At 72.0% G+C, this 22527-nt stretch carries 17 protein-coding genes and 1 pseudogene; 9 read left to right on the top strand and 9 right to left on the bottom strand.

The genetic code is table 11. The features are described from left to right. Nucleotides 1–59: 59 nt before the first annotated feature. Nucleotides 60–977, top strand: coding sequence for a hypothetical protein (locus tag PUR53_RS41850; protein ID WP_329912057.1), 918 nt, complete (start codon nt 60–62; stop codon nt 975–977). A gap of 112 nt (nt 978–1089) precedes the next feature. Here PUR53_RS41850 and PUR53_RS41845 read toward each other — a convergent pair whose 3' ends face one another. Together PUR53_RS41845 and PUR53_RS41840 are read right to left on the bottom strand one after the other, a co-directional pair. Continuing rightward, nucleotides 1090–2022 (bottom strand): SDR family oxidoreductase, encoded by a 933-nt coding sequence (locus PUR53_RS41845; protein WP_329899047.1) that lies wholly within the window; start codon nt 2020–2022, stop codon nt 1090–1092. After that, the gene (locus PUR53_RS41840; protein WP_329899046.1) at nt 2019–2771 is read right to left on the bottom strand and encodes an SDR family oxidoreductase; all 753 of its coding nucleotides are present in this window, start codon (nt 2769–2771) and stop codon (nt 2019–2021) included. Before PUR53_RS41840 ends, PUR53_RS41845 begins: the two co-directional genes overlap by 4 nt. Nucleotides 2772–2837: 66 nt before the next feature. On the opposite strand from PUR53_RS41840, the pseudogene PUR53_RS41835 reads away from it, so the two are divergent. The 4 genes and pseudogenes from PUR53_RS41835 to PUR53_RS41820 all read left to right on the top strand — a co-directional run. Further along, nucleotides 2838–3581 (top strand): annotated as a pseudogene (locus PUR53_RS41835) (enoyl-CoA hydratase family protein); the annotation flags it as partial. A gap of 442 nt (nt 3582–4023) precedes the next feature. Continuing rightward, nucleotides 4024–4872, top strand: coding sequence for a CoA transferase subunit A (locus PUR53_RS41830; RefSeq protein ID WP_329912056.1), 849 nt, complete (start codon nt 4024–4026; stop codon nt 4870–4872). Between the two features lie 11 nt (nt 4873–4883). Further along, nucleotides 4884–5642, top strand: coding sequence for a CoA-transferase subunit beta (locus tag PUR53_RS41825; protein WP_329912170.1), 759 nt, complete (start codon nt 4884–4886; stop codon nt 5640–5642). Next, a complete protein-coding gene (locus tag PUR53_RS41820) occupies nt 5642–6688 on the top strand; it encodes an NAD(P)H-dependent flavin oxidoreductase (protein ID WP_329899044.1) in 1047 nt (348 codons plus the stop codon). The genes PUR53_RS41825 and PUR53_RS41820 overlap by 1 nt, the downstream gene beginning before the upstream one ends. A 10-nt stretch (nt 6689–6698) precedes the next feature. Here the strand turns inward: PUR53_RS41820 and PUR53_RS41815 are convergent, their stop codons facing one another. The 3 genes from PUR53_RS41815 to PUR53_RS41805 are packed head-to-tail and all read right to left on the bottom strand — an operon-like array spanning nt 6699 to nt 9336. After that, nucleotides 6699–7856 (bottom strand): acetyl-CoA C-acetyltransferase, encoded by a 1158-nt coding sequence (locus tag PUR53_RS41815; RefSeq protein ID WP_329912055.1) that lies wholly within the window; start codon nt 7854–7856, stop codon nt 6699–6701. 41 nt (nt 7857–7897) lie between these two features. Next, complete coding sequence (locus PUR53_RS41810; RefSeq protein WP_329899042.1) at nt 7898–8533, bottom strand: TetR/AcrR family transcriptional regulator; 636 nt, start codon at nt 8531–8533, stop codon at nt 7898–7900. A gap of 14 nt (nt 8534–8547) precedes the next feature. Then, nucleotides 8548–9336, bottom strand: a complete 789-nt coding sequence (locus PUR53_RS41805; RefSeq protein WP_329899041.1) for an SDR family oxidoreductase — start codon at nt 9334–9336, stop codon at nt 8548–8550. A 49-nt stretch (nt 9337–9385) separates the two neighbouring features. On the opposite strand from PUR53_RS41805, the gene PUR53_RS41800 reads away from it, so the two are divergent. Together PUR53_RS41800 and PUR53_RS41795 are read left to right on the top strand one after the other, a co-directional pair. After that, nucleotides 9386–10525 (top strand): acyl-CoA dehydrogenase family protein, encoded by a 1140-nt coding sequence (locus PUR53_RS41800; protein ID WP_329899040.1) that lies wholly within the window; start codon nt 9386–9388, stop codon nt 10523–10525. A gap of 123 nt (nt 10526–10648) precedes the next feature. Next, nucleotides 10649–11626, top strand: a complete 978-nt coding sequence (locus tag PUR53_RS41795) for an acyl-CoA dehydrogenase family protein (RefSeq protein WP_329912054.1) — start codon at nt 10649–10651, stop codon at nt 11624–11626. A gap of 43 nt (nt 11627–11669) precedes the next feature. On the opposite strand, the gene PUR53_RS41790 is transcribed toward PUR53_RS41795, so the two are convergent. Continuing rightward, complete coding sequence (locus tag PUR53_RS41790; RefSeq protein ID WP_329899038.1) at nt 11670–12389, bottom strand: vWA domain-containing protein; 720 nt, start codon at nt 12387–12389, stop codon at nt 11670–11672. A 153-nt stretch (nt 12390–12542) separates the two neighbouring features. On the opposite strand from PUR53_RS41790, the gene PUR53_RS41785 reads away from it, so the two are divergent. Beyond that, a complete protein-coding gene (locus PUR53_RS41785; protein WP_329912053.1) occupies nt 12543–13472 on the top strand; it encodes a rhomboid family intramembrane serine protease in 930 nt (309 codons plus the stop codon). Between the two features lie 151 nt (nt 13473–13623). Here the strand turns inward: PUR53_RS41785 and PUR53_RS41780 are convergent, their stop codons facing one another. The 3 genes from PUR53_RS41780 to PUR53_RS41770 form a co-directional block, all read right to left on the bottom strand. Next, the gene (locus tag PUR53_RS41780; protein WP_329899036.1) at nt 13624–15084 is read right to left on the bottom strand and encodes a glutamate synthase subunit beta; all 1461 of its coding nucleotides are present in this window, start codon (nt 15082–15084) and stop codon (nt 13624–13626) included. Then, nucleotides 15077–19678 carry a glutamate synthase large subunit gene (gene gltB / locus PUR53_RS41775; protein ID WP_329899321.1) on the bottom strand — a complete coding sequence of 1534 codons (4602 nt, stop codon included), beginning with the start codon at nt 19676–19678 and terminating at the stop codon, nt 15077–15079. Before gltB ends, PUR53_RS41780 begins: the two co-directional genes overlap by 8 nt. A 388-nt stretch (nt 19679–20066) precedes the next feature. Beyond that, nucleotides 20067–20795, bottom strand: a complete 729-nt coding sequence (locus PUR53_RS41770; RefSeq protein ID WP_329899035.1) for a VIT1/CCC1 transporter family protein — start codon at nt 20793–20795, stop codon at nt 20067–20069. Between the two features lie 277 nt (nt 20796–21072). Here PUR53_RS41770 and PUR53_RS41765 point away from each other — a divergent pair, with 277 nt between their 5' ends. Then, nucleotides 21073–22185, top strand: a complete 1113-nt coding sequence (locus tag PUR53_RS41765; RefSeq protein ID WP_329899034.1) for an ADP-ribosylglycohydrolase family protein — start codon at nt 21073–21075, stop codon at nt 22183–22185. The last annotated feature ends 342 nt before the right edge of the window (nt 22186–22527 follow it).

Genomic DNA, 22527 nt, shown 5'->3' with positions numbered 1-22527 from the left:
TTCGCGGCCCGCACCGGCTTAGAGTGGAACGTATCGGGGCGTCTTCTGGGGGTGCGGACGTGGCGAACGGCGGACCTGTCGAGCACGGCTACCCGCACCTGGACACCGTGCGGGCGTCGATCACCGCACTGTACAAGCGGCTCTCGTACGACACGATCCAGACCTTCGCCACCAGTGTGGCCCCCGTCGACGTGGCGTTCTGCGACACCGACGATCTGTATCTGGGGGCGCAGCGGGTGGCGCGGGAGTTGGTGCGGCACTATCGGTTGCCGGACGCGCGGATGATCGTCTCGTTCCGGGAGATGACGCACGCGGCGCATGTGGAGCTGGCGGCGGGGCCGGAGTACTTCGTCGAACTCAACGACCGTTTCCGCAGGCATCGGCGGGACATCGGGGCGGCCCTGGCGCACGAGGTGATGCACGTCTATCTGCACCGGCTCGGGCTGTCCTTTTCCGGTACGCGGGAGAACGAGATCCTGACGGACACGGCGGCGACGTATCTGGGGGCGGGGTGGCTGCTGCTGGACGCGTACCGGGAGGACGGCGCGTCGTCGCAGAAGCTGGGGTATCTGACGCCGGAGGAGTTCGGGTACGTGCTGGCCAAGCGGGCGCAGGTGTTCGGTGAGGATCCGTCGGTGTGGTTCACCAGTGCGCAGGCGTATGCCGCGTTCGCGGAGGGCCGGGTGCGGGCGCGGAGCGACGAGCGGCAGCCGCCGCTGACGGCGGCGGGGTGGGTGGGGCGGCGGCGGTATGTGCAGGATCGGCGCCATGCGGGGGACCTGCGGTCGGCTGGGCCGGGGGGTGTGGGGGCGGGGGGTGCGGGGGTCTCGTATGCGTTCACGGCGGAGGGGCGGGGGGTCGCGTTGCGGGTGTCGTTTCCCTGTCCGACGTGTCAGCAGCGGATTCGGGTGCCGGTGCGGGGGCGGGTGCGGGCTCGGTGTGGGTTGTGTCGGACGGTGTTGGAGTGTGACACGTAGGGGTGGGTGGGGTGGGGCGCGGGAGGGGGTGGTGGGTTCGGTTGGGGGGCGGGTGCGGGTGGGTGGGGGCTTGTCGCGCAGTTCCCCGCGCTCCTTAGGGGCGCGGGTCCGGTCATGAGGTGCCGTATACCGGGGCCGGGGGGCGGGCCTCCGCCAGGAGCTTTCGTACGGTCTCGCCCGCCTCCTCCGGGGTGCGGCGGGCGTGTTTGTCCTCGGTCGGGCCCGGGTGCCAGCCCTCCATGACGGTGATGCGGCCCGCTTCCGTCTCGAAGACGCGGCCGGTGACGCCGTCGCTCGCGGGGGAGCCCAGCCAGACCACCAGGGGGGAGACGTTCTCGGGGGCCATGGCGTCGAAGCCGGTGTCGGGGGCGGCCATGGTCTCGGCGAAGACCGTCTCGGTCATCCTGGTGCGGGCCGCGGGGGCGATGGCGTTGACCTGGACGCCGTAGCGGGCGAGTTCCGCGGCGGCGACGAGGGTGAGGCCCACGATGCCGGCCTTGGCGGCGCTGTAGTTGCCCTGGCCGAGTGAGCCCAGCAGGCCCGCACCGCTGCTGGTGTTGACGATGCGCGCGGTGGGGGTGCGGCCCGCCCTGGTCTCGGCGCGCCAGTGGGCGGCGGCGTGTTTCAGGGGCAGGAAGTGGCCCTTGAGGTGGACGCGGAGGACGGCGTCGAAGTCGTCCTCGTCGAGGTTGACGAGCATCCGGTCGCGCAGGAAGCCGGCGTTGTTGACGAGGGTGTCGAGTCGGCCGTAGGTGTCCAGAGCGGTGCGGACCAGGGAGGCGGCGCCGTCGGTCGTGGCGATGTCCCCGCCGTGCGCGACCGCGTCCCCTCCCTGGGCGCGGATCTCCTCGACGACCCGGGCGGCGGGGCTGTCGGGGTCGGGTGTGCCGTCGAGTCCGACGCCGAGGTCGTTGACGACCACGCGGGCGCCTTCGGCGGCGTACGCGAGCGCGTGCGCGCGCCCGAGGCCGCGGCCCGCGCCGGTCACGACGACCACGCGCCCTTCGCAGAGCCGCCCCGCGCGGTGCCGGTGTGTGCCGCTCATCGTGGTTCTCCTTCGTCGGTGTGGGCCGTCGCCGCGTCCAGGAAGGCGGGGCGTTCGCCGCCACCGTGGACGAGGAGGGAGGCGCCGGTGATGTAGGCGGCCGCGTCGGAGGCGAGGAAGACCGCCGCGTCGCCGATGTCGGAGGGGGCGGCGAGGCGGCCCAGCGGCACGGTGCGGGCGACGGCGGCGACGCCGGCCTCGTCGCCGTAGTGGAGGTGGGAGAGCTCGGTGCGGACCATGCCGAGGACGAGGGTGTTGACCCGGATCTCCGGGGCCCACTCCACGGCCATGGAGCGGGCGAGGTGTTCCAGGCCGGCCTTGGCGGCGCCGTAGGCAGCCGAGCCGGGTGAGGGGCGGCTGCCGCTGACGCTGCCGATCATCACGATCGCGCCCCGGGTCCGCCGTAGCTGCGCGTGGGCGGCGAGGGAGACGGTCAGCGGGGCGGTGAGGTTGAGTTCGAGCACGCGCGCGTGGCGGCGGGCGTCGGCCTCGGTGAGTGGGCGGTAGGGGGTGCCGCCGGCGTTGTTGACGAGGACGTCCACGCGGGGCAGTTCGGCGAAGAAGCGGTGCACCGCGTCGGGGTCGCGGACGTCCAGCGGTATGAACTCGGCGCCCTTGAGCGGTACTTCGGGCGGTCTGCGGGCGCAGGTCACGACCTCGGCGCCGGCTTCGGTGAAGGCGCGGGCGATGCCGGCGCCGACGCCGCGCGTGCCGCCGGTGACGACGGCGACCTTCCCGTTGAGCCGCATCCGCTGCTACCTTCCGCAGAAGAGACGCACCAAACAAACGTTAGGTGGAAGGTAGCTGATGCGCCGATGAGTGTCTCCACCTCGTCCCCGGAAAAGGGGATTTCCGTCGTCACGGTCGACTTCCCGCCGGTGAACGCGCTGCCGGTGCGCGGCTGGTTCGAGCTGGCGGAGGCCGTGCGCGGCGCGGGGCGCGATCCCGAGGTGCGGTGTGTCGTGCTGGGGGCGGAGGGGCGCGGGTTCAACGCCGGGGTGGACATCAAGGAGATCCAGGCGGTGGGGCAGAGCGCGTTGATCGGCGCCAACCACGGGTGTGCGGAGGCCTTCGCCGCGGTGTACGAGTGCGAGGTGCCGGTGGTCGCCGCCGTGCAGGGGTTCTGTCTGGGCGGTGGGATCGGGCTGGTGGGGAACGCGGACGCGATCGTGGCGAGCCAGGACGCGACCTTCGGGCTGCCGGAGCTGGACCGGGGCGCGCTGGGTGCGGCGACGCATCTGGCCCGGCTGGTGCCCCGGCATCTGATGCGCGCGCTGTACTACACCTCGCGTACGGCGACCGCCGCGGAGCTTCGCGCGCACGGCTCGGTGTGGCGGGTCGTACCGCGTGCCGAACTTCCCTCGGCCGCGCTGGAGTTGGCCCGGGAGATCGCCGCGAAGGACGGCCGCCTGCTGCGCCTGGCCAAGGCCGCCATCAACGGCATCGACCCGGTCGACGTCCGCCGCAGCTACCGCTTCGAACAGGGCTTCACCTTTGAGGCCAACCTCAGCGGACTGGCGGACGAGATCCGCGACCGGTTCGGGACGGGGGGAAGGGCCGAGAGGGAGCGGACGGAGGGCAGGGCCGAGACGGCGGAGGGGGCACGGGTGGTGGAGAGGGCCGGGACGAAGGCGAGGGCCGGGACGACGCGGAGGGAGGGAAGGGCCGAGGCGGAGGGGACGGCCGAGACGGCGGAGCGAACGGCAGGGGCGGCGGAGCGGACAACAGGGGCGGAGCGGACGGCAGGCGCAGCCATGGCCCGTCCACCAGCACAAGCCCCACCGCCAACCCAAGCCCGCACACCGGCCCAAGCCGCTCCACCGGCCCAAGCCCGCACACCGACCCAAGCCGCTCCACCGGCCCAAGCCCGCACACCGACCCAAGCCGCTCCACCGACCCAAGCCCGCACGCCAACCCGCGCCCGCACGCCAGCCCAGGCCGGCCCGCCGAACCAAGCTCGCCCGTCGGCCATGAAACCGGACGCGGTGGAGGGGGACCCGGGTGCGTGACAAGAGCATGACGCTCGACGAAGTCGGCTCGCGGCTGGTGAGTGGGATGACGGTCGGTATCGGCGGCTGGGGCTCGCGCCGCAAGCCGATGGCCCTGGTGAGGGCGGTGCTCCGGGCCGGGATCGGCGATCTCACCGTCGTCTCGTACGGCGGCCCGGACGTCGGCATGCTCGCCGCCGCCGGACGGATCAGGAAACTGGTCGCCCCCTTCGCCACCCTGGACTCCATCCCCCTCGAACCCCATTTCCGCACGGCGCGCGAGCGGGGCGCGTTCGAGTTGATGGAGGTCGACGAGGCGATGTTCCTGGGGGGCCTGCGGGCCGCCGCGCACCGGCTGCCCTTCCTCCCGGTGCGGGCGGGCATCGGCTCGGACGTGATGCGGGTCAACCCCGGCCTGCGGACGGTCACCTCGCCGTACGACGACGGCGAGACCTTCGTCGCCATGCCCGCCCTGCGCCTCGACGCCGCGTTCGTGCACGTCAATCGGGCCGACCGCGGGGGCAACGGCCAGTATCTGGGCCCGGACCCCTACTTCGACGACCTGTTCTGCGAGGCGGCCGACACGGCGTATGTCTCCTGCGAACGGATCGTGGACACGGCCGAGTTGACGAAGGAGGCGGCGCCGCAGACGCTGCTGGTCGGCCGCCATGTGGTCACGGGTGTGATCGAGGCCCCGAACGGCGCGCACTTCACGTCCTGCGCCCCCGACCACGGCCGGGACGAGGCCTTCCAGAGGATGTACGCGACCACGCCCTGGGAGGACTTCGCCGAGCGGTTTCTCTCCGGCGACGAGCCCGCCTACCAGTCGGCCGTGCGGACCTGGCAGAAGGAGGGCTCGTGAACGAGGGGCCGATGCCGAGCGGAACGACGCGCGGAACGACAAGCGGAGCAACGCGCGCCGAGTACTGCGTGATCGCCTGCGCCGAGGCCTGGCGCGGGGCCGGGGAGATCCTCGCGAGTCCGATGGGGCTGATCCCGTCGCTGGGCGCTCGCCTCGCCAGGCGGACGTTCTCGCCGGACCTGTTGCTGACCGACGGCGAGGCGCTGCTCGTCGACCTCGACGGCACCGTGGAGGGCTGGCTGCCCTACCGTCGGCATCTGGACCTGGTCACCGGCGGCCGACGGCACGTGATGATGGGCGCGAGCCAGATCGACCGGTACGGCAATCAGAACATCTCCTGCGTCGGCGACTGGGCGAGGCCGAGGCGGCAGTTGCTGGGGGTGCGGGGAGCACCGGTCAACACCCTGAACAATCCGACCAGTTACTGGGTTCCGAGGCACTCCCGGCGGGTCTTCGTCGAGAAGGTCGACATGGTGTGCGGGGTGGGCCACGACCGCGTGGCCGCGCATCCGGCCGCCGCCCGCTTCCACCACCTGCCACGGGTCGTGTCCGACCTCGGGGTGTTCGACTTCGCGACACCCGACCGCGCGATGCGGCTGGCCTCGCTGCATCCCGGGGTCACGGTCGAGGAGGTCGCGGAGGCGACGGGTTTCGCGCTCGCCGTCCCGGACGAGGTGCCGTGCACACGGGACCCGACGGCGGAGGAGCTGCGGTTGATCCGCGAGGTGATCGACCCGGCGGGCACCCGCGACCGTGAGGTCCGGGGCTGATGGAGACGGCGCTGACCCGGCTCGTCGGCGTCCGCCATCCGGTCGTGCAGACCGGTATGGGCTGGGTGGCCGGTCCCCGGCTGGTCTCCGCCACGGCGAACGCCGGGGCGCTCGGGATCCTGGCCTCCGCGACGATGACACCGGCGCGGCTCCGGGACGCCGTACGGGAGGTGCGGTCCCGCACGGACGCGCCGTTCGGGGTGAATCTGCGGGCCGACGCGGGCGACGCGCGGGAGCGGGTGCGGATCCTCGTGGAGGAGGGCGTCCGGGTGGCGTCGTTCGCGCTCGCGCCGTCCAGGGAGCTGATCGCCGAGCTCAAGGACGCGGGGGTGGTGGTGATCCCGTCCGTGGGCGCCCGGCGGCACGCCGAGAAGGTGGCCGCGTGGGGGGCGGACGCGGTGGTCGTGCAGGGCGGCGAGGGCGGCGGACACACCGGGGAGGTGGCGACGACCGTGCTGCTGCCGCAGGTCGTGGACGCCGTCGACATTCCCGTGGTGGCCGCCGGCGGTTTCCACGACGGGCGGGGGCTGGTGGCCGCGCTGGCGTTCGGGGCGGCCGGGGTGGCGATGGGCACGCGGTTCCTGCTCACCTCGGACTCGACGGTGCCCGACGCGGTGAAGGCCCGTTATCTGGCGGCGACCGTCAAGGACGTCACGGTCACGCGGGCCGTGGACGGGTTGCCGCACCGCATGCTCCGCACGGAGTTCGTGAGCGCGCTGGAGGCGTCGGGACGGGCGCGCGCCCTGGTGCGAGCCGTGCGGCACGCGGCGGGCTTCCGGCGGCTGTCCGGGCTCACCTGGCGCGGCATGGTCCGCGACGGCCTCGCGCTGCGGCACGGCAAGGACCTCGCCTGGAGTCAGGTCCTGCTCGCCGCGAACACGCCCATGCTGCTCAGGTCCGCGATGGTGGAGGGCCGTACGGACCTGGGGGTGATGGCTGCCGGGCAGGTCGCCGGGGTGATCGACGACCTGCCGTCGTGCGCGGAGCTGGTGGAACGGATCATGCGGGAAGCGGAGGAGACCCGTCGACGCCTCACCGACACCTGACCGCCTTCCCTCAGAGCCGCTCGATGATCGTCACGTTCGCCTGCCCGCCCCCCTCGCACATCGTCTGGAGCCCGTACCGGCCGCCCGTGCGCTCCAGTTCGTGCAGGAGGGTCGTCATGAGCTTGGCGCCGGTCGCGCCCAGGGGGTGGCCGAGAGCGATCGCGCCCCCGTTGACGTTGACCTTCTCCGGGTCGGCGCCCGTCTCCTTCAGCCACGCCAGGACGACCGGCGCGAAGGCCTCGTTGATCTCGACGAGGTCGATCGCGTCGAGGGTGAGGCCGGACTTCTTCAGGGCGTACGCCGTCGCCGGTATCGGCGCAGTGAGCATCCGTATGGGGTCCTCACCGCGTACGGAGAGATGGTGCACGCGGGCGCGCGGGGTCAACCCGTGCTCCCGTACGGCGCGTTCGGAGGCGAGCAGGAGCGCGGCGGCGCCGTCGGAGACCTGGGAGGAGCAGGCGGCGGTGACGGTGCCGCCGTCGATGACGGGCTTCAGCGCGGCCATCTTCTCCAGCGAGGTGTCGCGGCGCGGCCCCTCGTCGACGGTGACGTCCCCGTACGGCTCGGTCTCGCGCGCGAAGCGGCCCTCGTCGACGGCCCGTACCGCGCGCCGGTGGGAGCGCAGCGCGTACTCCTCCTGGTCGCGGCGGCTGATGCCCCACTTCGCGGCGATCATCTCGGCGCCGGCGAACTGGTTCACCGGCCGGTCGCCGTAGCGGGCCCGCCAGCCCTCGCTGCCCGCGAAGGGGCCGTCCGTGAGTCCGAGGGGGACGGCGGCCTGGCGGGAGGCGAACGCGATGGGGATCATCGTCATGTTCTGGACGCCGCCCGCGACCACCAGGTCCTGGGTGCCGGAGAGCACCGCCTGCGCGGCGAAGTGCACGGCCTGTTGCGAGGAGCCGCACTGCCGGTCGACGGTGGTGCCCGGTACCTCCTCGGGCAGCCCGGCGGCCAGCCAACTGGTGCGGGCGATGTCACCGGCCTGCGGGCCGACGGTGTCCAGGCAGCCGAAGACGACGTCCTCCACGGCGGCCGGGTCCACGCCCGCGCGTGCGACGAGCGCTTTGAGGGCGTGTGCGCCGAGGTCGGCCGAATGGACCCGGCCGAGCCCTCCTCCGCGCCGCCCGACGGGTGTCCGGACCGCTTCGACGATATAAGCCTCGGCCATGGCAACTCCCCTGACATCAAAGGTTGTTCACCGAATGAGCCCTAGGGCTCCGCGTGTACGGCGATCCCCTCCAGGACCATCGACAGGTACTGTCGGGCGATCTCCTCCGGGCCGAGTCGTCCGCCGGGCCGGTACCAGGAGGCGGCGACCCACACCGTGTCGCGCACGAACCGGTAGGTGAGCCTGGTGTCGAGGTCGGCCCGGAACTCCTCGGCGGCCACGCCGCGTTCCAGCGTGGTCAGCCATGCCTTCTCGAACTTGCGCTGTGACGCGTCGAGGAACTGGAACCGGTCCTGCGCGACCAGCTTCTTCGCCTCGTTCTGGTAGATCGCGACGGCGGCGCGGTGCCGGTCGATGGCGCGGAACGACTCGACGACCAGGGCCTCGAAGGTCTCCCGGGGGCGCAGTTCGGCGTCCAGGACGGCGTCGTAGCCCTCCCAGAGTTCGTCGAGGAAGGTCCGCAGGATCTCCTCCAGCATCGCGTCCTTGGACTCGAAGTAGTAGTAGAGGCTGCCCGCGAGCATGCCGACGTCGTCCGCGATCCTGCGGACGGTGGTGGCGTTGTAGCCCAGGTCGGCGAAGACCGTCGCGGCCCGGTCGAGGAGTTCCCGACGGCGGGCGGGTGCGGCGGGGGGCTTGTCGCCGGCGGTCGTCGGGGGCTTCTTCTTGGTCGGCACGCTGTTCCTCGTCCTCACGGGTGCTGGTTGCTGACGGAGACGATCTCACCCGTCAGGTACGAGGAGTAGCCGGACGCGAGGAAGACGATCACGTTGGCCACCTCCCAGGGTTCGGCGTACCGCCCGAGGGCCTCGCGCGCGGTCAGTTCCTCCAGCAGTTCCGGGGTGGTGACCTTCACCAGGTGCGGGTGCATGGCGAGGCTCGGCGACACGGCGTTGACCCGGACCCCGTACGCGGCCGCCTCGATCGCGGCGCACCTGGTCAGGGCCATGACGCCCGCCTTCGCCGCGGCGTAGTGCGCCTGGCCCGCCTGGGCGCGCCAGCCGACGACGGAGGCGTTGTTGACGATCACGCCGGCCCCGGCTTCCCGCATCAGTCGCAGGGCGGCCCGGGTGCAGCGGAAGGTGCCGTTCAGTGTCACGTCCAGCACCCTGGCCCACTGTTCGTCGGTCATGTCGACGAGGTCCGAGGTGCCGCCCAGGCCGGCGTTGTTGACGACGATGTCGAGCCGTCCGTGCAGCCGGGCGCCCGCTTCGAACAGTGCCCGTACCTGGTCGTCGTTGGTGACGTCGCACGGCACCGCGCGGACGGAGTCCGCCCCGAACTCAGCGACCAGCTCGGTCTTGTACTCCTTCAGCCTGCGCGTGTGGGCGTCGCTGATCAGTACGCGCGCGCCCTCCTCCAGGAAACGTCGCGCGGTGGCCCCGCCGATGCCCGCGCCGGCCGCCGCGGTGATCACGGCGGTCCGTCCGGCGAGCAGGCCGTGGCCGGGGACGTACGTCGGAGGGTCGACGTTCTTCATGCGGGCACGCTAACCTACCAAACACTTGTTAGGGAAGGAGCAGCGCTCCATGGACCTCGCCCGTTCCCCCGCCGACGAGGCCTTCCGCGCCGAGGCCCGCGCCTGGCTGCGCGCTCATGTCCCGTCGGAGCCGCTCCCCTCCCTGGAGACCGCGGAGGGCTTCGCCGCCCACCGCGCCTGGGAGGCCGAACTGGCCGCCGACCGCTGGTCGGTGGTGCACTGGCCGACCGCGTACGGCGGCCGCGACGCGGGCCTGCAGCGCTGGCTGGTCTTCGAGGAGGAGTACTACGCGGCGGGCGCCCCGGGCCGGGTCGGCCAGAACGGCGTCAACCTCCTCGCCCCGACCCTCTTCGACCACGGCACGCAGGAGCAACGGGCGCGCGTGCTGCCGCCGATGGCCTCCGGCGAGGTGGTGTGGGCCCAGGCCTGGTCGGAGCCCGAGGCCGGATCCGACCTGGCCTCGCTCACCTCCAGGGCCGTGCGCACGGCCGGGGGCTGGCTGCTGACGGGGCAGAAGACCTGGTCGTCCCGGGCGGCGTTCGCGGACCGGGCGTTCGGCCTGTTCCGCAGCGAGCCCGGCACCGCCAGGCCCCACCAGGGGCTGACGTACCTCATGTTCGACCTGCGCGCCCCCGGTGTGACGGTCCGCCCGATCGGCCGCCTCGACGGCAGGCCCGCGTTCGCCGAACTCTTCCTCGACGACGTGTTCGTGCCGGACGAGGACGTCATCGGCGAGCCCGGCCAGGGCTGGCGCGTCGCGATGTCGACCGCCGGCAACGAACGCGGGCTGATGCTCCGCTCCCCGGGGCGCTTCCTGGCCGCCGCGGACCGGCTGGCCGACCTCTGGCGCGACCGGGGAAGCCCGGCGTCCGCGCGCGACGCGGTGGCCGACGCGTTGATCGGCGCCCGCGCCTACGAGTTGTTCACCCACGCGGCCGCCTCCCGCTTCCTGGAGGGCACGCCGATCGGCCCCGAGGCCAGCCTGAACAAGGTCTTCTGGTCCGAGTACGACATCGCCCTGCACGAGACGGCGCTCGACCTGCTCGGCGAGGAGGGCGAGGCGGCGGACACCGGCTGGTCCGAGGGGTACGTCTTCTCCCTCGCCGGCCCGATCTACGCCGGCACCAACGAGATCCAGCGCGACATCATCGCCGAACGCCTCCTCGGCCTGCCGAAGGGGCGCCGCTGACGCGCCGCCGCTGACGCGTGATGGCGTCCGTCCGATGGCCGTCGCGGGCGCGTGGCCTCCACCCCAATCTCAACCTCAAGGGCCGCAGCTCACGCGTGGCCCCCTCCCGAAGGGCCGCCGCCGATGCGCTTCCTCCTGGACACCGAGCAGCGGGCGTTCGCCGAGTCGCTGGACGCCATGCTGACGGCCGCCGACACACCCGCCGTCGTACGGGCCTGGGGGCGCGGGGAGCACGCGCCGGGGCGTGCGGTGTGGGCGCGTCTCGCGGAAGCGGGCGTCTTCGCGCTGGCGGCGCCGGAGGCGTACGAGGGGGTCGGCCCGCTCCCCGTCGAACTGGCCGTCGCCTTCGTGGAGTTGGGTCGGCACGCCGTGCCGGGCCCGCTCGTGGAGACGGTGACGGCGACGGTCCTCCTGGCCGGCCTGGACGACCCTGGCCCGGCCGAGCGCCTGCTCCCGGCGCTGGTGTCGGGGAAGGCGATGGCCACGGTGGCGTCGGCGCCGGGGTCGTACGCGCTGGACGGGGACGCGGCGGAGACCCGCCTGTTGCTCGACCCGGCGGCAGGCGGACTGCGCCTCGCCCCCGGCCACGGCCCCGTGCGCCCGTCCCTGGACCCGGCCCGCCGTCTGACCCGCCTCTCCCCCGGCGGCGAAGTCCTCGCCCCCCACGCGCCCCTCCCCCACGCCCTCACCTGGGCCCGTCTCGCGGTGGCCGCCCAGGCGCTGGGCGTCGGGCTGTCCCTCCTGGACAGGACGGTGGCGTACGTCAAGCAGCGCACGCAGTTCGGTGTGCCCGTGGGGTCGTTCCAGGCGGTGAAACACCGGCTGGCGGACGCCAAGGTGGCCCTGGAGTTCGCGCGTCCGCTGGTCTTCGGGGCCGCGGTCACCCTGGACCCGGTGGACGCGGCGGCGGCCAAGGTGACGGCGTGCGAGGCGGCGCACACGACCGCGCGCACGGCGCTGCAACTGCACGGCGCGATCGGTTACACGGCGGAGTACGACCTCTCCCTCTGGCTGACCAAGGCGCGCGCGTTGCGGAGCGCGTGGGGCGCTCCGGCGGAGTGCAGGGACGTGGTCCTCAGTGCCGGCGGCCACCGCCGGTGATCTCGAGGTACTCCTCGCCACCCTCCCCGCTTTCGCGGTGCCGCTATCGCACGATCCCGTGGGTCCGCGCCGCCGCCAACCAGCTCGGGAACTCCCCCAGCAATCGGTCGTACAGCTCGGCGTCGGACACGGCCCCCGGGTCCGAACCGGCATGGAAGAACCCGGCGTTGTCGACGACCCGCTTTCCCGGCACGGCCAACTCGTCGAGCCTGCGCAGGAAGTCGAACTGCCTGCTGCCGGGGTCGCCGAAACCGATGAACTGCCAGAAGAGAGGGAGGCGGGCGGCCTTGCACACATACCGTTCGGCGGCGATCCTGCTGGTCGGCCCGCCGTCCGTCTGGAACACCACGAAGGCCGGGTCCTCGGCGCCGCAGGCGAGATAGTGGTCGATGACGGCGTCCATGGCCAGGTGGTAGTTGGTCTGCCCCATGTGTCCCAGGCCGGCCACGACACGGTCGATCCGCCCGCGGTGATCGGCGAGACCGATCTCGGTGACCGCGTCCACGCCGGTGGAGAAGAAGACGACCGGCACGCTCCCGTCGTCGTCGAGCTGAGCGGACAGTCCGAGCACACGATCGGCCAGGGCCTGCACACTGCCGTCCCGGTAGTAGGGCCGCATCGATCCGCTGTGATCGACCACCAGATAGACGGCGGCCCGCTGCCCCCTCAGGCCGTGCTTGTCGAGGGAGACGCCGGCGGCCTTGTAGAGGTCGACCAGCGCGGGGGCGGTCTCCCGCATCTTGCTGAGGCTGATCGCGGACATACGGCACTCTCCTGGCACAGGGGGGCTGCGGAACCCAGAGGCTAGGGCACTCCGGACACCACCCCCTCCCCGCGCACCCGACGCCGTTCGCTATTTTGTTCGCCGCCGTCCTCACCGGCTCGTCATCAGTCCCGCACCCACAAGGAGCCGGCCGTGGAACCCGAGTCCCCGTCGTCGTCCGAGCCCGCCGTCACCACCTGCTACCGCCACCCGAAAGTGGAGTCGTACGTCCGCTGCACCCGCTGCGAGCGGTTCATCTGCCCCGACTGCATGCGCGACGCCGCCGTGGGCCACCAGTGCCCGGAGTGCGTGCAGGAGGGCGCGCGAACGGTCCGCCAGGCCCGCACGGCCTTCGGCGGCCGGATCTCGGCGGTCCCGCTGGTGACGTACGTCCTGATCGGCCTGAACGTCGTGGCCTACGTCGCCGAACTGCTCCGCCCGTCGATCGTCGACGACTTCGCGATGCTGGGCCGGGGCCTCGCCGGCCCGGACGGTCTGCACTACGTCTGGCAGAGCGCCTACCCGGCCGACTTCCACCTCGAAGGCGTGATCGACGGCGAGTGGTACCGGCTCCTCACCGGCGCCTTCCTCCACATCCCGCCCACCGACGGCACGTTCGGCATCCTGCACATCGTGATGAACATGGTCACGCTGTGGAACGTGGGCCGGGTGGTCGAGGCCCAGCTCGGCCGGGCCCGCTATCTGAGCCTGTACCTCCTCTCGGCCCTCGGCGGCTCCGTCCTGGTCCTCCTCCTCGCCCCCGACGCCAGCACGGTCGGCGCCTCCGGCGCGATCTTCGGCGTCTGCACGGCGTACTACGTCCTGGCCCGCCGCCTCGGCGCCGACCCGGCGGGCATCAACCGCTTCATGGCGGGCCTGCTGATCTGGCTGGTCATCTCGGCGGTCGTGACGTCCTGGCAGGGCCACCTCGGCGGCCTCCTGACGGGCGGCCTGATCGCCCTGGGCTTCGCGTACGCACCCCGCGACCGGCGGCGGGTGCTGGTGCAGGCGGGGGCGTGCGCGGGGATGCTGGCGCTGCTGGTGGTACTGGCACTGGCGAAGGCGGCGGCGATGACGGGCTGAGGCCCTCACCTGGGACATGCGACGGCGCCTGCCCGGTAGTCCGGTCGGGGACTGGTGGGCAGGCGCCGTCTGTGTTCCGTACGCCGTTGTACGGGACGTGTGTGCGGGACGGTGAACCGTGAAAGGTCACCGTCCCGTGTCGCTCAGGTCGTCAGACCATCAGCGAGCGATCCGTCGGCCGGATCGGGGCCGGCAGTTCGCTCGCGCCCGTGAGGAAGCGGTCGCAGCCACGGGCCGCCGAGCGGCCCTCCGCGATCGCCCAGACGATGAGGGACTGACCGCGCCCCGCGTCGCCCGCCACGAACACACCCGGCACGTTGGTCTGGAAGTCGGCGTCGCGCGCGATGTTGCCGCGCTCGTCGAGGTCCAGGCCGAACTGCTCGACCAGGCCGTTCTCCCGGTCGGTGCCGGTGAAGCCCATCGCGAGGGTGACCAGCTGGGCGGGAATCTTCCGCTCCGTGCCCGGCTTCTGCGTCAGCTTGCCGTCGACGAACTCGACCTCGATGAGGTGCAGCCACTGCACGTTGCCGTCCTCGTCGCCCTCGAAGTGGGTGGTGGAGACGGAGTAGACCCGCTCGCCGCCCTCCTCGTGCGCGGAGGTGACCTTGTAGAGCATGGGGAAGGTCGGCCACGGCTGGTTCGGGGCGCGGTCCTCGCCCGGCTTCGGCATGATCTCCAGCTGGGTGACGGAGGCCGCGCCCTGGCGGTGGGCGGTGCCCACGCAGTCCGCGCCGGTGTCGCCACCGCCGATGACCACGACGTGCTTGCCCTCGGCCGTGATGGGGGGCGCCACGAAGTCGCCCTCCTGCACCTTGTTGGCCAGCGGCAGGTACTCCATCGCCTGGTGGATGCCGGCCAGCTCGCGGCCGGGCACCGGCAGGTCACGCGCGGTCGTCGCACCGGCGGCGATCACGACGGCGTCGTACCGCTTCTTCAGGTCGGTCGCCTTGAGGTCGCGGCCGATCTCGATGCCCGTACGGAAGCGGGTGCCCTCCGCGCGCATCTGCTCGATACGGCGGTTGATGTGCCGCTTCTCCATCTTGAACTCGGGGATGCCGTACCTCAGCAACCCACCGATCCGGTCCGCGCGCTCGTACACGGCGACCGTGTGGCCGGCCCGCGTCAGCTGCTGGGCAGCCGCGAGGCCCGCCGGGCCCGAGCCGATGACCGCGACCGTCTTGCCGGAGAGGCGCTCCGGGGCCTGGGGCGCGACGTCGCCGCTGTCCCACGCCTTGTCGATGATCGAGACCTCGACGTTCTTGATGGTGACGGCCGGCTGGTTGATGCCGAGCACGCACGCCGACTCACAGGGAGCGGGGCACAGACGGCCCGTGAACTCCGGGAAGTTGTTCGTCGCGTGCAGACGCTCCGAGGCGGCGCCCCAGTCCTCGCGGTAGGCGTAGTCGTTCCACTCGGGGATGAGGTTCCCGAGGGGACAGCCGTTGTGGCAGAACGGGATGCCGCAGTCCATGCAGCGGGACGCCTGCTTCGAGATGATCGGGAGCAGCGAGCCCGGAACGTAGACCTCGTTCCAGTCCTTCAGCCGTACGTCGACGGGGCGGGACTTGGCGACCTCGCGCCCGTGGTTGAGGAAGCCCTTCGGGTCAGCCATTGATCGCCGCCTCCATCATCTTCTCGGTGATCTCGGTCTCGGAGAGACCGGCCTGCTCGGCGGCGGCCTTGGCGGCGAGCACTGCCTTGTACGTGCTGGGGATGATCTTGCTGAAGCGGCCCACGGACACATCCCAGTCGGCGAGCAGCTTCTCGGCGACCGTGGAGCCGGTCTCCTCGGCGTGGCGGCGCACCACGTCGTGCAGCCACTGCTTGTCGGTGTCGTCGAGGGCCTCGACGGCGCCCGCGTTGCCGACGTTGACGTTGTCGCGGTTCAGGTCGATGACGTACGCGATGCCGCCGGACATACCGGCCGCGAAGTTGCGGCCCGTCTCGCCGAGGACGACCGCGTGGCCGCCGGTCATGTACTCGCAGCCGTGGTCGCCCACGCCCTCGGACACCACCAGGGCGCCGGAGTTGCGGACGCAGAACCGCTCGCCCGTACGGCCGCGGAGGAACAGCTCGCCGCCGGTCGCGCCGTAGGCGATGGTGTTGCCCGCGATGGTCGAGAACTCGGCGAGGTGGTCGGCGCCCCGGTCGGGACGGACGATCACCCGGCCGCCGGAGAGGCCCTTGCCGACGTAGTCGTTGGCGTCGCCCTCCAGGCGCAGCGTGACACCGCGCGGGAGGAAGGCGCCGAAGGACTGGCCCGCCGAGCCGGTGAAGGTGATGTCGATGGTGTCGTCGGGCAGACCGGCCCCGCCGAACTTCTTCGTCACCTCGTGGCCGAGCATCGTGCCGACGGTGCGGTTGATGTTGCGGACCTTGACCTGGGCGCGGACCGGCTGGGCGTCGGTCGCGTCGTTCGCGGCCAGCGCGTCGGCGGCGAGCTTGATCAGCTCGTTGTCGAGCGCCTTCTCCAGGCCGTGATCCTGCTCGATCACCTGGTGGCGGACGGCGCCCTCGGGCAGCTCGGGCACGTGGAACAGCGGCTCCAGGTCCAGGCCCTGCGCCTTCCAGTGGTCGACCGCGCGGGTCACGTCGAGCGCCTCGGCGTGGCCGACGGCCTCCTCGATGGAGCGGAAGCCCAGCTCGGCGAGGATCTCGCGGACCTCCTCGGCGATGAACTCGAAGAAGTTCACGACGTACTCGGCCTTGCCGGAGAACCGGTCGCGCAGCGTCGGGTTCTGCGTGGCGATGCCGACCGGGCAGGTGTCCAGGTGGCAGACGCGCATCATGACGCAGCCGGAGACGACGAGCGGCGCGGTCGCGAAACCGAACTCCTCGGCGCCGAGCAGCGCGGCGATGACGACGTCACGGCCGGTCTTCAGCTGGCCGTCGGTCTGCACGACGATGCGGTCGCGCAGGCCGTTGAGCAGCAGCGTCTGCTGGGTCTCGGCGAGGCCGAGCTCCCAGGGGCCACCGGCGTGCTTCAGCGACGTGAGCGGGGAGGCGCCCGTGCCGCCGTCGTGGCCGGAGATGAGGACGACGTCCGCGTGCGCCTTGGACACACCGGCCGCGACCGTGCCGACGCCGACCTCGGAGACCAGCTTCACGTGGATCCGCGCCTGCGGGTTCGCGTTCTTCAGGTCGTGGATCAGCTGGGCCAGGTCCTCGATGGAGTAGATGTCGTGGTGCGGCGGCGGGGAGATGAGGCCCACGCCCGGCGTCGAGTGACGCGTCTTGGCGACCCACGGGTAGACCTTGTGGCCGGGCAGCTGACCGCCCTCGCCGGGCTTGGCGCCCTGGGCCATCTTGATCTGGATGTCGTCCGCGTTGACCAGGTACTCGGAGGTCACGCCGAAGCGGCCGGAGGCGACCTGCTTGATCGACGAGCGCCGCGCCGGGTCGTAGAGGCGGTCCGGGTCCTCGCCGCCCTCACCGGTGTTGGACTTGCCGCCCAGCTGGTTCATGGCGATGGCGAGCGTCTCGTGCGCCTCGCGGGAGATCGAGCCGTACGACATGGCGCCGGTCGAGAAGCGCTTGACGATCTCGGAGACGGGCTCGACCTCGTCGATCGAGATCGGCGCACGGCCCTCGCCGGCCTTGAAGCCGAACAGGCCGCGCAGCGTCATCAGCCGCTCGGACTGCTCGTTCACCCGGTCCGTGTACTGCTTGAAGATGTCGTAGCGGCGCGTGCGGGTGGAGTGCTGGAGGCGGAAGACCGTGTCCGGGTCGAACAGGTGCGGCTCCCCCTCGCGGCGCCACTGGTACTCGCCGCCTATCTCCAGGGCGCGGTGGGCCGGCGCGATGCCGCTGGCCGGGTACGCCTTGGCGTGGCGGGCGGCGACCTCCTTGGCGATGACGTCGATGCCGACGCCGCCGATCTTGGTGGCCGTGCCGTTGAAGTACTTCTCCACGAACTCGTCCGCGAGACCGACGGCCTCGAAGACCTGGGCGCCGCGGTAGGAGGCGACCGTGGAGATGCCCATCTTGGACATGACCTTCAGGACACCCTTGCCCAGGGCGTAGATCAGGTTGCGGATGGCCTGCTCGGCCTCGATACCGGAGAGGAACGTTCCGGCGCGGACGAGGTCCTCGACGGACTCCATCGCCAGGTACGGGTTGACGGCCGCGGCGCCGAAGCCGACGAGCAGGGCGACGTGGTGGACCTCGCGGACGTCACCGGCCTCGACCAGCAGCCCCACCTGGGTGCGCTGCTTGGTGCGGATGAGGTGGTGGTGGACGGCCGCGGTGAGCAGCAGCGACGGGATCGGCGCGTGCTCGGCGTCCGAGTGGCGGTCGCTGAGGACGATCAGCCGGGCGCCGTTCTCGATGGCGGCGTCGGCCTCGGCGCAGATCTCCTCGATGCGCGCGGCGAGGGCGTCACCGCCGCCGGAGACCCGGTACAGACCGGAGAGCGTGGCGGCCTTCATGCCGGGCATGTCGCCGTCGGCGTTGATGTGGATGAGCTTGGCCAGCTCGTCGTTGTCGATCACCGGGAAGGGCAGGGTGACGCTGCGGCACGACGCGGCGGTCGGCTCCAGGAGGTTGCCCTGCGGGCCCAGCGAGGAGCGCAGACTCGTCACCAGCTCTTCACGGATGGCGTCCAGCGGCGGGTTGGTGACCTGCGCGAACAGCTGGGTGAAGTAGTCGAAGAGCAGACGCGGGCGGGAGGACAGCGCGGCGATCGGCGAGTCGGTGCCCATGGAACCGATGGGCTCGGCGCCGGCCTTGGCCATCGGAGCGAGGATGACGCGCAGCTCCTCCTCGGTGTAGCCGAAGGTCTGCTGGCGGCGGGTGACCGAGGCGTGGGTGTGCACGATGTGCTCACGCTCGGGCAGGTCGGAGAGCTCGATCTCCCCGGCCTCCAGCCACTCCGCGTAGGGGTTCTCCGCGGCGAGCTGGGCCTTGATCTCGTCGTCCTCGATGATGCGGTGCTCGACGGTGTCGACGAGGAACATGCGGCCCGGCTGCAGGCGGCCCTTGCGGACGACCTTGGCGGGGTCGATGTCGAGGACGCCGACCTCGGAGCCGAGGACGACGAGGCCGTCGTCGGTGACCCAGTAGCGGCCGGGGCGCAGGCCGTTGCGGTCGAGGACCGCGCCGACCTGACGGCCGTCGGTGAAGGTGACACAGGCCGGGCCGTCCCAGGGCTCCATCATCGTGGAGTGGAACTGGTAGAAGGCGCGGCGGGACGGCTCCATGGAGTCGTGGTTCTCCCACGCCTCCGGGATCATCATCAGCACGGAGTGCGGCAGGGTGCGGCCGCCGAGGTGGAGCAGCTCCAGGACCTCGTCGAAGGACGCCGAGTCGGAGGCCTCCGGCGTACAGATGGGGAAGATCCGGTCCAGCTTGTCCTGCGGTCCGAACAGGTCGGAGGCCAGCTGGGACTCGCGGGCCACCATCCAGTTGCGGTTGCCCTTGACCGTGTTGATCTCACCGTTGTGCGCGACGAAGCGGTACGGGTGGGCGAGCGGCCACGACGGGAAGGTGTTCGTGGAGAACCGGGAGTGCACGAGCGCGATCGCGGAGGCGAAGCGGCGGTCGGACAGGTCCGGGAAGAAGGGCTCCAGCTGGCCGGTGGTCAGCATGCCCTTGTAGACGATGGTCCGCGCGGAGAGCGAGGGGAAGTAGACGTCGACCTCGCGCTCGGCGCGCTTGCGCAGCACGAACGTCCTGCGGTCGAGGTCGATGTCCTTCGAGGACCCGTCGGAGACGAAGACCTGTCGGAAGGCGGGCATCGTCGAGCGGGCCGTGGCACCGAGCAGTTCGGGGGCGACGGGCACCTCGCGCCAGCCGAGGACGGTCAGGCCCTCCTCGGCGGCGATGGCCTCGATGCGGGCGACGGCGTCCTCGGTGCCCTCCTCGGGCAGGAAGCCGATACCGACGGCGTACGAGCCGGCCTCGGGCAGCTCGAATCCGGCCACCTCACGGAAGAACGCGTCGGGAACCTGGGAGAGGATGCCGGCGCCGTCACCCGAGTCGGGCTCCGAACCGGTCGCCCCGCGGTGCTCCAGGTTACGCAGAACCGTGAGCGCCTGCTCGACCAGCGCATGGCTCGCCTCGCCGGTGAGGGTGGCCACGAAGCCGACGCCACAGGCGTCGCGCTCGTTGCGGGGGTCGTACATACCCTGCGCAGCAGGGCGAGCATCCATGAACGACCACTTCTGGCCATTCGTGGAGTGCTGGGACGGCTGGCGCGGCGTACGCATCGGCTCTCCCGTCGTCGTCATCTGGCATATGCGATTGCCGAGGGACGACGCTGGCCCTCTGCGTAAGGTGCAAAATTTCGTGCAGGTTACATGATGGAACGATTCTCGGGAAGCGGATACTTCGTCCCAACATGCGGACGCCACGCCGCGGAGGGGTTGCCGCGCACGGTGGCGTGATCAAACACGATCAAGGGGGAGCCGACCGGACAGATCGGTGTCGGTCGACCGGGGCGCAGGAGGCGTCGTCGCCCACTACTTCAGGTGCTCCAGGTGCTTGACGGGCGTCGTTGCCCGCGGCGCTTACGGCTCATGCCCAGCGGTTAAGCATTCGAAACCGCCTGGTAACGACTACTTATGCGGTCCCGCGCATACGTAGCCATCCGATCCATCATACGGCCGCCCCGATCAGGCTACCCAGGGCGTACGTCACACCCGCCGCGGCGCCACCGAGGGCCAGCTGCCGCAGCCCGCTGAACCACCAGGTTCTGGCCGTCACCCGGGCCACCACGGCACCACACCCGAAGAGCCCGACGAGCGCCACCAGCACGGCGGGCCACAGCGCGCTCGCGCCGAGCAGATACGGCAGTACGGGCAGCAGGGCGCCCAGCGCGAAGGAGCCGAAGCTCGACACGGCGGCGACGACGGGCGAGGGGAGGTCGCCGGGGTCGATGCCCAGCTCCTCGCGCGCGTGGATCTCCAGGGCCTGTTCGGGGTCGTGCGAGAGCTGCCGCGCGACCTCTCGGGCGAGCCCCGGCTCGACCCCACGGCTCTCGTAGAGCGCGGCCAGCTCCTTCTCCTCGTCCTTGGGGTGCTTGCGCAACTCCCGCCGCTCGACGTCGAGTTCGGCCTGGACCAGCTCGCGCTGCGAGGCCACGGAGGTGTACTCGCCGGCCGCCATGGAGAAGGCCCCGGCCGCGAGCCCGGCCAGCCCGGCGACGACGACCGCCTCCCGCCCGGCCGTTCCGCCGGCGACACCGGTCATCAGCGCCAGGTTGGACACGAGCCCGTCCATCGCCCCGAACACGGCGGGTCGCAGCCAGCCGCCGTTCACGTCCCGATGGGTGTGGTTGTCCCGGTGCGCCTCGTGCAACGCGGCTTCGGTGTCGATGATCGCCACGATCAAGCCCCTTTCCTCACGTCGAACGTACGCTCGGAAAATCGCTTCTGCCAGCAAGGAAGGCCGTACTTACCCCGCCCTGCGGCTGTTCGAGAAACGGTCGCCGCTCATTCGTACAGGATGCTGCACAGATGTCGACCGGGTGATACAGGGGCGTTCCACGCGCCGCCGAGGCACCCGATGTGGGAGAGATCTTCCCAGCGAAAGCTGACAAATCTTGAGAGCGGATCAACTGCCCACCGGGCCGGACCTGCCCACGGGCCAGAGAGGCGACCATATGCCTTCCATCGCCTGCATTCCCTCGGTCCCGGCGCCCGGGGACACCGCCGACCTCCGCGAGCGGGCGCGGGGGGCCATGCTCGGGCTCGCCGTCGGGGACGCGCTGGGGGCGCCCGCCGAGAACATGAAGCCGTCCGAGATCCGCGCGCGCTGGGGGCGCATCACCGGGTATGTGGCCGAGCGCCCCTCGGGCACGGACGACACCGAGTACGCGATCTTCTCCGGGCTGCTGCTGGCCCGGCACGGCTCGGCGCTCACCGTCACCCATGTGGAGACGGCCTGGCACCAGTGGATCGCGGACCTGGACGAGGGCCCGTTCCGGGGAGCGGGCTTCAGCGAACGCGGCACCCTGGAGAACCTCCGCCGGGGCCTCGCCGCGCCTATCTCCGCCCAGCACCGGCACGCCTGGAGCGACGGCCTGGCCATGCGCGCGGCCCCCTTCGGCGTCTTCGCGGCGGGCCGCCCGGCGGAGGCCGCCCGGCTGGTCGCCGTCGACGGCTCGGTCAGCCACGACGGTGAGGGCATCTACGGCGGTCAGGCGGTCGCGGCGGGCGTGGCGGCGGCGATGGCGGGGGCGCCGACGATCGCGGTCGTGGCCTCCGCGCTCGCCGTGATCCCCGACGACTCCTGGACGGCGCGTTCCCTGCGCCGGGCGGTCGCCGTCGCCCACCGGGGCGAACGCGCGGTCCGCTCCGCCGTCGTCATCGGCGGCTACCCCTGGACCGATCTCGCCCCCGAGGCCGTCGCCCTCGCCTTCGGCGCCTACGCGGCGGCCGACGGCGACTTCACCGAGTCGGTGCTGACCGCGGTGAACATGGGCCGCGACGCCGACACGACCGCCGCGGTCGCCGGCGCGTTGGCCGGCGCGACCCGGGGGGCGTCGTCGATCCCGGCCGAGTGGGCCGCCGCGATCGGCCCGGCGCGAGGCAGCTGCCTGCCCTCCATGGCCGGCCACCACGTCCTGGACGTGGCCGAACTCCTGGTCCCGACCGAGGGCGGCAAGTGGACCACGGGCACGGCCGTCTTCCCCCACGGCGACCGACCCCTGCCGACCCCGCCCCCGACCGCCTTCACCCTCGCCCCGGCCGACCCGACGGAGACCCCCGCATGACCCCACCGACCCCGTGGGACGACACGACCCCCACGTCCCCTTCCTCGCCGTACGAGGAGCCCCCCGCCAGGCCGCCGATCCCACCACGCGAACCCCCGACGGGAACGACACCGCCCACGGCACCGGCCGAGCCGACGGCTACACCTGGCACCAGCGAGCGGCAGCGCCTGGCGAAGCCGACCGCCACGGGCCCCCTCGCGGCCAACCCCACACCAGACACCCAACCGCTCGCCCCTGCCCCGACCCCCGACACCGCACGGCTCGACCTCGCACCGACGCCCGCCCCTGCATTGCTCACCCCCGCACCCACGCCGCATTCCGCACCGCTCGCCCCCGAGCGCT

It is taken from the genome of Streptomyces sp. SP18BB07, from assembly GCF_036322545.1.
In the GTDB taxonomy this organism is placed as follows: Bacteria; Actinomycetota; Actinomycetes; order Streptomycetales; family Streptomycetaceae; genus Streptomyces; species Streptomyces deccanensis.
This window is presented reverse-complemented; position numbering and strand designations above follow the sequence as displayed.